This is a genomic window from Cupriavidus sp. DF5525 (genome assembly GCF_040149425.2).
GTDB classification, from domain to species: domain Bacteria; phylum Pseudomonadota; class Gammaproteobacteria; order Burkholderiales; family Burkholderiaceae; genus Cupriavidus; species Cupriavidus pickettii_A.
Genome location: NZ_CP168265.1, coordinates 4,426,981 through 4,437,902, shown reverse-complemented (window position 1 = coordinate 4,437,902; position 10,922 = coordinate 4,426,981). Strand labels below are relative to the sequence as shown.

11 protein-coding genes and 1 pseudogene are annotated in these 10,922 nt (G+C 68.4%); 7 read left to right on the top strand and 5 right to left on the bottom strand.

Annotation, left to right across the window (positions count from 1 at the left end):
- Positions 1 to 47: 47 nt before the first annotated feature.
- Complete coding sequence (locus ABNX08_RS20785) at positions 48 to 1,061, top strand: aldo/keto reductase (protein ID WP_349608338.1); 1,014 nt, start codon at positions 48 to 50, stop codon at positions 1,059 to 1,061.
- Between the two features lie 55 nt (positions 1,062 to 1,116).
- A complete protein-coding gene (locus ABNX08_RS20780; protein ID WP_349608336.1) occupies positions 1,117 to 2,079 on the top strand; it encodes a delta(1)-pyrroline-2-carboxylate reductase family protein in 963 nt (320 codons plus the stop codon).
- A 4-nt stretch (positions 2,080 to 2,083) separates the two neighbouring features.
- On the opposite strand, the gene ABNX08_RS20775 is transcribed toward ABNX08_RS20780, so the two are convergent.
- The 3 genes from ABNX08_RS20775 to ABNX08_RS20765 form a co-directional block, all read right to left on the bottom strand.
- Entirely contained in the window at positions 2,084 to 2,281 is a 198-nt protein-coding gene (locus tag ABNX08_RS20775; RefSeq protein ID WP_349608334.1) for a hypothetical protein, read from the bottom strand.
- A gap of 39 nt (positions 2,282 to 2,320) precedes the next feature.
- Entirely contained in the window at positions 2,321 to 3,643 is a 1,323-nt protein-coding gene (locus ABNX08_RS20770) for an IS4 family transposase (protein ID WP_374063686.1), read from the bottom strand.
- A gap of 105 nt (positions 3,644 to 3,748) precedes the next feature.
- A complete protein-coding gene (locus ABNX08_RS20765) occupies positions 3,749 to 3,901 on the bottom strand; it encodes a hypothetical protein (RefSeq protein WP_349605724.1) in 153 nt (50 codons plus the stop codon).
- A gap of 73 nt (positions 3,902 to 3,974) precedes the next feature.
- On the opposite strand from ABNX08_RS20765, the pseudogene ABNX08_RS20760 reads away from it, so the two are divergent.
- Positions 3,975 to 4,304 (top strand): annotated as a pseudogene (locus tag ABNX08_RS20760) (hypothetical protein); the annotation flags it as partial.
- Between the two features lie 319 nt (positions 4,305 to 4,623).
- Complete coding sequence (locus ABNX08_RS20755) at positions 4,624 to 5,346, top strand: OmpW family protein (RefSeq protein ID WP_022537030.1); 723 nt, start codon at positions 4,624 to 4,626, stop codon at positions 5,344 to 5,346.
- Between the two features lie 65 nt (positions 5,347 to 5,411).
- Here ABNX08_RS20755 and ABNX08_RS20750 read toward each other — a convergent pair whose 3' ends face one another.
- The gene (locus ABNX08_RS20750; RefSeq protein WP_022537029.1) at positions 5,412 to 5,612 is read right to left on the bottom strand and encodes a heavy-metal-associated domain-containing protein; all 201 of its coding nucleotides are present in this window, start codon (positions 5,610 to 5,612) and stop codon (positions 5,412 to 5,414) included.
- Between the two features lie 196 nt (positions 5,613 to 5,808).
- Between ABNX08_RS20750 and ABNX08_RS20745 the strand changes: the two genes are divergently transcribed.
- The 3 genes from ABNX08_RS20745 (at position 5,809) to ABNX08_RS20735 (ending at position 9,744) form a co-directional block, all read left to right on the top strand.
- On the top strand, positions 5,809 to 8,283 hold the full coding sequence (locus ABNX08_RS20745; protein WP_022537028.1) for a heavy metal translocating P-type ATPase: 2,475 nt from the start codon (positions 5,809 to 5,811) through the stop codon (positions 8,281 to 8,283).
- Positions 8,283 to 8,711 carry a Cu(I)-responsive transcriptional regulator gene (gene cueR / locus ABNX08_RS20740; protein ID WP_022537027.1) on the top strand — a complete coding sequence of 143 codons (429 nt, stop codon included), beginning with the start codon at positions 8,283 to 8,285 and terminating at the stop codon, positions 8,709 to 8,711. Before ABNX08_RS20745 ends, cueR begins: the two co-directional genes overlap by 1 nt.
- Before the next feature lie 139 nt (positions 8,712 to 8,850).
- On the top strand, positions 8,851 to 9,744 hold the full coding sequence (locus ABNX08_RS20735; RefSeq protein WP_051369928.1) for an alpha/beta hydrolase: 894 nt from the start codon (positions 8,851 to 8,853) through the stop codon (positions 9,742 to 9,744).
- A 6-nt stretch (positions 9,745 to 9,750) separates the two neighbouring features.
- Here the strand turns inward: ABNX08_RS20735 and ABNX08_RS20730 are convergent, their stop codons facing one another.
- The gene (locus ABNX08_RS20730) at positions 9,751 to 10,638 is read right to left on the bottom strand and encodes a LysR family transcriptional regulator (protein WP_022537025.1); all 888 of its coding nucleotides are present in this window, start codon (positions 10,636 to 10,638) and stop codon (positions 9,751 to 9,753) included.
- Positions 10,639 to 10,922 lie beyond the last annotated feature (284 nt).

Here is a 10,922-nt window from a genome sequence, read left to right as displayed (position 1 = left end):
CATCCGACGTACACGCCGGCAGGCTGCCGGCCAACAGGAGCCTCTCGATGACCGCAAGCGCCATATCCGTCCAACATCGCCAGCTCGGCAATACCGGCCCCAAGGTTTTCCCCCTCGGCCTCGGCTGCATGGGCATGAGCGACTTCTACGGCGCGCGTGACGATGCCGAATCGATCCGCACCATCCACCACGCGCTCGAGCGCGGCATCAATCTGCTCGACACCGCCGATATCTACGGCCCGCACACCAACGAGCAACTGGTGGGCCGCGCCATTGCCGGCAGGCGCGAACAGGTGGTCCTGGCGACCAAGTTCGGCATCGTGCGCGACCCCGCCAACCCGATCGCGCGCGGCGTCAACGGCCGCCCCGAGTATGTGCGCGCCAGCTGCGAGGCCAGCCTGAAGCGGCTGGGCACGGACCATATCGACCTGTACTACCAGCACCGCGTCGACCCGGAAGTGCCGATCGAGGAAACCGTGGGCGCGATGGCCGAGCTGGTAAAGGCCGGCAAGGTGCGCTGGCTGGGGCTGTCGGAAGCGAGCGCTGCGACTATCGAGCGCGCACACAAGGTCCACCCGATTACCGCGTTGCAAAGCGAATACTCGCTGTGGAGCCGCGATGTCGACGAGGACGGCATCCTCGCCACCTGCGAGCGCCTGGGCATCGGCTTCGTGCCGTACAGCCCGCTGGGGCGCGGCTTCCTGACCGGCGCCATCCGCAGCCCGGAAGATTTCGCCGAGGACGATTTCCGCCGTACCAATCCGCGCTTCATGGGCGAGAACTTCGCGCACAACCTGGCGCTGGTCGACAAGGTGCGCGCACTGGCGGCCGACAAGGGTTGCACGCCGGCACAGCTGGCGCTGGCCTGGGTGCTGGCGCGCGGGCCGCAGGTAGTGCCGATCCCGGGTACGCGCCGCGTGGCCAACCTGGAAGACAATCTGGGCGCGCTCGCGGTGCGGCTCGATGCGCGGGACCTGGCCGGGATCGCCGCGGTGTTCCCGGCCGGCGCAGCGGCGGGTACGCGCTACGCCGCGCAAGTGATGAGCCTGCTGGCGCGCTGAGGGGGCGGGGCTGCGCAATAATGGCGCTTCGCCAACGTCTTGCCGGAGTGAGCGCATGTCCCTGGTCCCCCTCGATGCCGCCAGCACCGCGGCGCGCCTGCCATATCCCGAACTGGCGCAGGCCATCTCCGATATGCTGGCCGAACTACGCGACGGCACCGCCATGGCGCCGCCGCGCATCGCACTGCCGGTAGGCGATGCCGAGCGCGGCGAGGGCACGCTGCTGGTGATGCCGGCGCGCAACCGCGACCTGGTGATGACCAAGAACATCACCGTCCATCCCGGCAACCCGCAGCGTGGGCTGCCCAATATCCTCGGCGAAGTGGTGGTGGCCGATGCGCACACCGGCGAACGCGTTGCCATGCTCGACGGTCCCACCGTGACGGGCCGGCGCACCGCGGCGGTCTCGCTGCTGGCGGCGCAGCGCTTTGCGGCACGGCCGGAGGGCGAGTTGCTGATCGTCGGCGCCGGCGTGCAGGCGCTGACGCACCTGGAGGCCTTCGTGGCGGGGCTGGGCGTGCGCAAGGTGTGGCTGCATTCGCGCACGCGCGACAAGGTGGAGGCGCTGGCGGCGCACGCGCGCACGCTGGGTGTCGAAGCCGAGGTGACCGATGCGGTCGCGGCGGTGCTCGCGCGCGTGTCGATGGTGGTGACGGTCACGTCCAGCCGCACGCCGGTGCTGCCGGATCTCGACAGCGGCCTCTGGCGCGACCATCACTTCGTCGCCGCGGTCGGCGCCTTCCGGCCCGATATGTGCGAACTGCCGCCGGCACTGTGCCATGCCGCCGCGGACAACGGCCGGCTGCTGGCCGATACGCTGTTCGGCATCGAAGACGAGGCGGGGGACCTGCTGCAGGCTGGCATCGACTGGGCCACGGTGCAGCCGTTCGAGACCGCGATCCTGCAGGCCGATGCGATCCGCGCCCGCGCCGGCAGCCCGCTGGTGTTCAAGAGCGTGGGTTATGCGCTGTGGGACCTGGCGGCCTGCGTGCTGGCCAGCCGGGCTGGCGCCGCCTGAACCACTAGATTGATGAGCGCCGGCGCGTGGTGCCGGCCTTGCCTTCAGCCTCGTGTGGCTCGCGGCCGCGCAGCCAGCCGTTGAACAGCTCGCTCGCCGGCGCCAGGAAGCTGGCCATCGGTTCGCTGCGGTCGCTGGCGTACCAGTGGCAGTAGCAGCCGTGGATGGTCGCCACCATCAGTCGCGCCATGTCCGCGGACATTGGCTGGCCGGGCTCTGACAGCCACCCCTTTCAAGGTGATTAGACGACACGTCCAGCCTTGATGACACGGGCGGTAGAAACATGCCGCCGTGCTACGCATCCGGCCACATAGCCTTTCTTCTTCGGCGCTTTCGGTCCCCGCGTATGTTTGCGCATCGCGCGGGGATCAACGTGCGTCGCCATCTTGATCAACTCGCGACCGAGCTGAGCTGGGGTGAGGAGGTCATAGGCCTGCCACACCTCGGGCGGCACCGCGATCATCATGCCGGCATAAGTTGCCCGGATTTCGCTGGCGAGGTAATACGGTGAGAGCTCGATGTCGCTGGTATCCAGCTCATGCCGGATTCTCACCGCAGTCGCAATCACGCTCAGTACGTTATACGCGAGCGCCGCCACGCCGAAGGCCAGCAGCGCCGCGCGCGGTTGGCTCAACGAACGAATCTCACTGTTGAGCACCGATTCCAGTCGCTGAAACAGATTCTCTATGCTCCAGCGTCGCCGGTATAGCCGGGCGACTGCCTCGGCCGTCAGATGGGCGGCCGGGACATTGGTCAGCAGGCGGATGACGGTGTCACCATCCTCGGTGGCGCCATCCAGATGCAGCTCGATGCGCCGCAGCACCAGCGGCGCGTTCGATTCATCTGGGATGCTGACCGCTTGCTCGTACACGATGCCGGTTTCGACCCGGCCCATTTCGCGTAATGGCTCCAGCTCGCTGGGGCTCGGATTGCGGCCGTGCTCCCGCACGATGAAGGCGCTGCCGCGACGCTGCCACCCGGCAAGAATCGCCCGGGTGCTGAAGTTGCGATCGGCGATCCACAGTTCGGCCGGCTGGGCCGATGCGAGCAGGGTTTCCATGATGGCCCGCTCCTGGGCATGCGCATCTTCACAGGGCACCAGATCGACGATCATCGCCGTGTCCGGGTCATAGACCACCAATGACTGCCCTGGCAAGGCCGCACCCCGAAACCCCCGCAATGGTTTCAGGCGCTTTTCGCTCGCCGGCAAATGGCTGCCATCCACGATGCGCAGGCGATAGCCATTCACCGATGGCGGCTGCTTGCGCAACATCGGTTGCACGACCGGCCCCAATCGCTGCGCACTGCCTTGCACCAGGGCACGAACCAGCCCCGGCTCGGTCCGGCTGAGCTTGTCGTACAGCGCGGTGATGGAAACCGGCAGCGCCGGACTGGCCTTGGCTGCCGCATGCACCGACGGGCGCAGCCCCACGGCGACCAGCGACATGATTTCCACCGTCGTCGAGAACAATAACTCCCGCGTGTACTGCGTTTCACGCTCTTGCTCGAACAACTCGTCGATCCAGGCCGGATCAAGGGCGCGTTGCAACCCCAGGCGCGCCATCACGCTGATCGGGCTGTGTTCGATAAAGCGTTCCACCACTGCGTCCAGTACCACGCCATTGACTCCGGTTTCTGTTCGAGAACACGGAGGGTGCCCCAATTTTCGTCACCTTGAAAGGGGTGGCTCTGACAGCGCCTCGGCCAGCGCTTGCACGTGCGCGTCCCAGCTGCGCCGGATTTCCTGGCGCACGCTGCCCGAGAACAGCTGCGCGAGCACCACGCCCTTGGCTTCCGGATTCGCGGCGAAGTACGCCGCCACCTCGTCGAATATGTTTTCCAGCCGCTGCGCCGGCGTCTTGCCGGCATGCCGGTCCAGGGCGAGCTCCTGGCCGAACTCGCGGTTTCAGGTGACGGACCGCATCTACCAGGTACGCGGCTTCGACATCTCCAACATGACGATCATCGAGGGCGAGACCGGGCTGATCCTGATTGATCCGCTCACCGCGACGGAGACCCGCACCATCGACGGTGTGCAGATCGAGTTCCTGATGGCGCCCGGCACCGAAGCCCCGGCCGAGATGCTGCTGTACCTGCCGCAGTGGAAAGCGCTGTGCGCCGCCGAGGACGCCACCCACAACCTGTACACCATCCGCGGCGCGCAGGTGCGCGAGACCCAGGCCGGCCGCGCACGCGTGGACGGCGACCCGCAGGCGCTGGGTGCGTGGGTGGCGCTGATGGACAAGTTCGAGCCGAACTTCGGCATCGTGACGCCCTGAGTGCATTGCGATGGGGCAGGCGGTCGATCGCATGCTTGCCCCATAAAACCTCATCGACATGAGGGGTTTTTTCCGGCGTGCGATACAAGCCGTTGCGTCGATGCAGCGCAGCACTGGCCTTCGCGCCGGTTTTCGGGTGTTTACTTAGTGGTTAACCCTTTCTTTAGGGCTCGGCCTCTACGATTCTGTATCGTTGGTGAAACAGTTCTGCTCCCGCAAGTCGGATAATGCATGCCGCAGTAACCGAATGAGGAGTAAGAGGACTATGAAATCGACCAATAAGAAGATGCTGGTGGCTGGCGCTGTCATGGCCCTGGCTGGCGCCGCCCAAGCACAGTCCGCCGGCAGCAATATCGTCAGCATGGGCTGGTTCCGCGTGATGCCGAACAGCTCGGCCGATCCGCTGACCGTTGACAGCATCAACGGCCGCCCGGTCGGCATGACCCGCCCCAACACCGGCGCCGATATCGAATCCGCCGACACCGTGGGCCTGGCCTTTACGCACTACTTCACCGACAACATCTCGGGCGAAATCGTCGCCGGCATTCCGCCCAAGCATGACGTCAAGGGCACCGGCAACTACGCCCAGTATGGCAAGCTGGGTTCGGTCAAGCAGTGGAGCCCGGCGCTGCTGGTCAAGTACCACTTTTTCGACGCCAAGACCAAATTCCGTCCCTACGTCGGCATCGGCGTGAACTACACCTGGTTCACCGACGAGACCATCACCAACCAGAACTTCGTGAATCACGAGTTCCTGCCCGGCGCCAACATGACCGCCAGCGCCAAGCCGTCGTGGAACCCGGTGTTCAATATCGGCGCCAACTACGCCATCGACGACAACTGGTTCGTCGGCCTGTCGGTGTCGTACCTGCCGCTGTCGACCCGCGCCACCTTCACCACGCAGGCGGGCCCGGTAACGATCGTGTCGCACACCAAGATCAAGATCGATCCGGTGGTGACCTTCCTGAATGTGGGCTACCGCTTCTGAGCGCGACACACGGACAAAGCATAAGGGCGCCCGGGCGCCCTTTTTGCTTCGGCAACGCTTGCGGTTTACGCCAAGGACTTGACCGGGTAGCCGGCTTCCTCGATGGCCTGGCGCAGGGCCAGCGTATCGGCGCCGCTTTCCACGCGCACCGCCTGCGTGGGTACGTCGGCGCTCACCTTCGCGGCCGGGTCGACTGCCTGCACCGCGCGCGTGATGGCGCCGATGCAGTGGCTGCACGACATGCCTTCGACCTGGAACTGGATCATGGCTGGAATCTCCTGAAGAAGATGGAAGGGCGGCAGGACGCCGCGACAGACATAGTTTGAACCTTCCTATCGTGGGAAGCGCAAGCGGAATCTGCTATGGACGAAAATGGCGCCCGCGGCATGGCATCCGGCCTTTACCTTCCTATGATGGTAAGGTCCATCATGCAGTCATAGCCACTGCCGATGATCCAGAACCATGCCAAGTTCCAGCGCTGTCCTTCCTTCCCAGCCCGTGCGCCCGGCGGCTGATGCGCCCGAGTGGCGCCTGCCGGTCGATGGCATGACCTGCGCCTCGTGCGTGCGCCGCGTGGAGAACGCGCTGGCGCGCGTGCCGGGCGTGCACGACGTGGCCGTGAACCTGGCGACCGAAACCGCTACGCTGCGCGCCGACTCCGGCGCGGTGCTGCCCGCCGCCGCCCGCGCCGTGGCCGATGCCGGCTATGCGGTGCCGCAGGACACCATCGAACTGGATATTGCCGACATGACCTGCGCCTCGTGCGTGGCGCGCGTGGAGAAAGCGCTGCGCGCCGTGCCCGGCGTGATGGACGCGCAGGTCAACCTGGCGACCGAACGTGCCAGCGTCACCGTGCTGCGCGGCGCGGCGGACACCGCGGCGCTGGCGGCCGCGGTCGCGCGCGCCGGCTACGGTGCCACGCCGGTCACAGAAGCGGCCCCGCAGGCAGTGCAGGCCGCGCGCACCACTGCGTTCCGGGACGGTCCGTGGCCGGTGGCGATCTCGGCGGCGCTGTCGCTGCCGCTGGTGGCGCCGATGGTGCTGGAATGGTTCGGTGTGCACTGGATGCTGCCGGCCTGGGTGCAGTGGCTGCTGGCTACGCCGGTGCAGTTCGTATTCGGCTGGCGCTTCTACAAGGCGGGCTGGAAGGCCGTGCGCGCGGGTGCGGGCAATATGGACCTGCTCGTGGCGCTCGGCACCACGGCGGCCTACGGGCTGTCGCTGTGGCTGATGTGGCGCACGCCGGCCGATGCCATGCCACACCTGTACTTCGAGAGCGCCGCGGTGGTGATCACGCTGGTGCGCCTGGGCAAGTGGCTGGAGACGCGCGCCAAGCGCCACACCGCCGATGCCATCCGCGCGCTGGCCGCGCTGCGCCCGGATACCGCGCGCGTGCGCCGCGGCGGGCAGGAGCAGAGCGTGCCGCTGGCGTCGGTGCGCGTGGGCGACGAGGTTGTGGTGCGCCCCGGCGAACGCATTCCGGTCGACGCCGAGGTGATCGAAGGCAACAGCCACGCCGACGAGTCGATGCTGACCGGGGAAAGCGTGCCAGTGCCGAAGAAGCCCGGCGACCGCATCACCGGCGGCGCCATCAACTTCGAAGGCTTGCTGGTCGCGCGCACCGTTGCGGTGGGCGCCGAGACCGTGCTGGCGCGCATCATCCGCATGGTCGAGCACGCGCAGGCGGCCAAGGCGCCGATCCAGCGCATGGTCGACCAGGTCAGCGCGGTATTCGTGCCGGTGGTGCTGGGCATCGCGCTGGTGACGGTGCTGGGGTGGGGACTCTTTGCCGGCGACTGGGAAGCGGCGCTGCTCAATGCGGTGGCGGTGCTGGTGATTGCCTGTCCGTGCGCACTGGGGCTGGCCACGCCCACCGCGATCATGGCCGGTACCGGCGCCGGCGCGCGCGCGGGCATTCTGATCAAGGACGCCGAGGCGCTGGAGATTGCCCACCGCGTCAGCGTCGTGGCGTTCGACAAGACCGGCACGCTGACGGTGGGCAAGCCCGACGTGGTGGCGCTGCACGCGGCAGACCCGGCAGATGGCGATGGCAGCGCGCTGCTGACGCGCCTGGCCGCGCTGCAGGCCGGCAGCGAGCACCCGCTGGCCCGCGCGGTGCTGGCCGCGGCACAGGCGCGCGGCATTGCCGTGGCGCCGGCCACCGAGGTGCAGGCCCTGCCCGGGCGCGGCATCGCCGGCGTGGTGGCGGGCCAGGCGCTGCAGCTCGGCAGCGAACGCCTGCGCGAAACGCTGGGTGCTGAAGCGGGTACGCTGGCGCCAGTGGCTGACAAGTTGCGCGAAGAAGGCCGCACCGTCTCGTGGCTGGTCGAAACCACGCCGCCGCGCGTCATCGGCCTGGTTGCATTTGGCGACGCCATCAAGCCCGGCGCACCGGCAGCCATTGCACGGCTGCGGGCCGCCGGCGTGCGTACCGTGATGCTGACCGGCGACAACGCCGGCGCGGCGGCGCGCGTGGCGCAGGCGCTCGGCCTGGACGAGGTGCAGGCCGAGGTACTGCCCGAGGACAAGGCCGCGCGCATACAGGCGCTGGGGCGGGGCGGCGCGGTGGTGGCGATGGTGGGCGACGGCATCAACGATGCGCCGGCGCTGGCCGCGGCGGACGTGGGCATCGCCATGTCCACCGGCACCGACGTGGCCATGCATGCGGCCGGCATCACGCTGATGCGCGGCGATCCGGCGCTGGTGGCGGATGCGCTGGCGGTCTCGCACCGCACCGTGCGCAAGATCCGGCAGAACCTGTTCTGGGCGTTTTTCTACAACGTGGTAGGCATTCCGCTGGCGGCGGCCGGGCTGCTGAACCCGGTGGTGGCGGGTGCGGCGATGGCATTCTCCAGCGTCAGCGTGGTCAGCAATGCGCTGCTGCTGCGCCGCTGGCGCCCGCAGGCCGGGGCTGCCACGGCGCAGGGAGGGAAATGATGAATATCGGCGAAGCGGCGCAGGCCTCGGGCGTGTCGGCCAAGATGATCCGGCACTACGAATCGATCGGGCTGGTGGAGACGCCGCCGCGCACCGAAGGCGGCTACCGCCGCTATGACGAACGCGCGGTGCACACCTTGCGCTTCGTGCGGCGGGCCCGTAATCTGGGATTTTCGCTCGACGAGATCCGCAACCTGCTGTCGCTGTGGCGCGACCGCGGCCGCGCCAGCGCCGACGTCAAGGCGCTGACGCTGCGCCACGTGGCCGACCTGGAGCAGCGCATCGCCGAGCTGGCCGCGATGCGCGACACGCTGCGCGAGCTGGCGCAACACTGCAGCGGCGACGTGCGGCCGGACTGCCCGATCCTGGCCGATATTGCCGATCCGGCACCGCCGGACGCGCCAGGCAGGGCCGCCTGCCACGGCTGATCCGGCCGGGTGGCGCAAGCGAAGAAGCAACAAGAACAACGCCAGTGCACGCGTTCCGTGCAGCGGGAGATTTGCGCGAATGGACAAGCCCATGACGACGGACAACCCGATGACGGACCCTCCCGCTGCCGCCGATGCCATGGCCGGTGCGCCCGCCGGCATCGCCGCCGGCACGCACGCCCCGGTGCAGAGCCGCCAGCGCATGCGCGACGGCACCGAGCTGCTGCTGCGTACCTGGCAGCCAGACCCGGCGCGCTTTGCCGAGCCGCTCGGTTCGGTGCTGCTGGTGCACGGGCTTGCCGAACACGCGGGGCGCTACCAGCACGTGGCCGATGTGCTGTGCGGCCTGGGCCTGCGCGTGCGCGCGCATGACCTGCGCGGCCACGGCGCCAGCGGGGGCGCGCGCATGGTGGCGGAGCATCCCGACGCCTACCTGGCCGACCTCGCCGAAATTTACGACGCCGCGCTGCGCAGCTGGAACGAGCTGCCGATCCTGCTCGGCCACAGCATGGGCGGCCTGATCGCGGCGCGTTTCGCCACCGCGCGCGTGCGGGCGGTGCGTGCGCTGGTGCTGTCTTCGCCCGCGCTGGCGTTGCGGCTGTCGCCTGCGACGCTGACCGTGCACCGCGTGCTGCTGGCGCTGGCGCCGCGGCTGCGCGTGCCCAACCCGATCGACGCGCGCCATTTGTCGCACGATCCCGCGGTGGTGGCCGCGTATCGCACCGATCCGCTGGTGCAGACCACCATCACCGCCAGCGTGCTGGAGAGCTTTATCCGCGGCATGGCGCAGGCGCAGGCCGATGCCGCGCAACTGGAGGCGCCGATGCTGATGCTGGTCGGCGGCGCCGACCGCGTGGTGGATCCTTCCGGCAGCCGCACCTTCTTCGATCACGCGCCACCGGACCTGCGCGACGAAGTCTGGTTCGAGCAGGGCTACCACGAGATCTTCAACGAGGCCCAGCCGCTGCGCGGCGAAGTCTTCGCGGTGCTGACCGGCTGGCTGCGCCGGCACCTGCAGCCGGCACCGCAGTAGGCGGGCCTACGTCCGGAACACCGATTCCGCCACGCCGAACACCGCCGCGACCACCGGGTCGTCGCGGCGCGTGGCCAGGCATACCAGCGTCAGCTCGGTCGGCACCGACATCCCTTCGACGATCACCAGCCCGTGCGCATGCGATTCGCGCAGCGCAATGGAGTCGCGCACCAGCGACAAGCCCACGCCCGAGCGCACCAGGTCCAGCATCGACGCCTCCTGGTCCACATGCGCCACCTTGGGCACGGTCGCCACATCGACCCCGGCCTGCGCGAAGCGCGCCGACAGCAGCCGATGGTGCGCGGATTCGGGGGGCGTCCAGATCCACGGCAGCGTCGCCAGCTGCGCCCAGGAGCGCAGCGCGGTGCGCTCCTTCCAGCCCTTGGGCGCCAGCACGTAATAGGAGAACGGCGTCAGCGTCAGCGCATGGAAGCCCGCATCGGGCGGCTGGCCCAGATAGAAGCCGACATCGAGCGCACCGCTGCGTACCTGTTGCAGCACCCCGCCCGACATGCCGTGGCGCAGCTCGGTGCCGATCTGCGGGTGGCGCTCCACCAGCGTGCGCAGCATCGGCCCCAGCCGCGTGAATTCCGGGTCGAGGATGGTGCCGATCGCCAGCCGGCCGCGCACGGTGTGATGCATCGCGCTGACGGTGTGCTGCAGGTCGCCCACGCCGTCGAGAATGCGCTCGGCGAGCGGCAGCAGCGCGGCGCCGTCGACGGTCAGCGTCAGACCCGCGGCGGTGCGCTCGAACAGCTTGATGCGCCACGCCGACTGCAGTGCCTTGAGCTGCAGGCTGACCGCCGGCTGCGTCAGGTGCAGCCGCTGGGCGGCGCGGGTGAGGTTGCCTTCGCGCGCGACGGCGACAAAGGCACGAAGGTGGTGGAGGTCCAAGGGGAGTGTTGGAGGGCGGCAGGGGCGGCAGGTGGTGCGGCGCAATATTTTGCGCGGCTTATATTGCGATTGACGATAAATCATTGGACGGGGCCGCGCAACTACACCAAGCTTGCGCTCATCGACGGCCTATAGTCCTTGTGCGGCGCGCTATCCGCGTCGCCAGGGGCCACCTCCCGGCACGAAGCAGCGTCTTCAACGGACGCAAAGATCGGCGGGCCACATGCCATCAGAGATCCAAGCATTGAGGAGTGGAAGTGGAAGACATCCTTGCAGAAGCCAGC

Bases quoted from the DNA above. Each gene is read 5' to 3' on its own strand.
- ABNX08_RS20770 (WP_374063686.1), bottom strand. From the start codon at position 3,643: ATGGCGCGCCTGGGGTTGCAACGCGCCCTTGATCCGGCCTGGATCGAC.
- ABNX08_RS20785 (WP_349608338.1), top strand. From the start codon at position 48: ATGACCGCAAGCGCCATATCCGTCCAACATCGCCAGCTCGGCAATACC.
- ABNX08_RS20750 (WP_022537029.1), bottom strand. From the start codon at position 5,612: ATGATCCAGTTCCAGGTCGAAGGCATGTCGTGCAGCCACTGCATCGGC.
- ABNX08_RS20735 (WP_051369928.1), top strand. From the start codon at position 8,851: ATGGCCGGTGCGCCCGCCGGCATCGCCGCCGGCACGCACGCCCCGGTG.
- ABNX08_RS20780 (WP_349608336.1), top strand. From the start codon at position 1,117: ATGTCCCTGGTCCCCCTCGATGCCGCCAGCACCGCGGCGCGCCTGCCA.
- ABNX08_RS20775 (WP_349608334.1), bottom strand. From the start codon at position 2,281: ATGTCCGCGGACATGGCGCGACTGATGGTGGCGACCATCCACGGCTGC.
- cueR (WP_022537027.1), top strand. From the start codon at position 8,283: ATGAATATCGGCGAAGCGGCGCAGGCCTCGGGCGTGTCGGCCAAGATG.
- ABNX08_RS20755 (WP_022537030.1), top strand. From the start codon at position 4,624: ATGAAATCGACCAATAAGAAGATGCTGGTGGCTGGCGCTGTCATGGCC.
- ABNX08_RS20745 (WP_022537028.1), top strand. From the start codon at position 5,809: ATGCCAAGTTCCAGCGCTGTCCTTCCTTCCCAGCCCGTGCGCCCGGCG.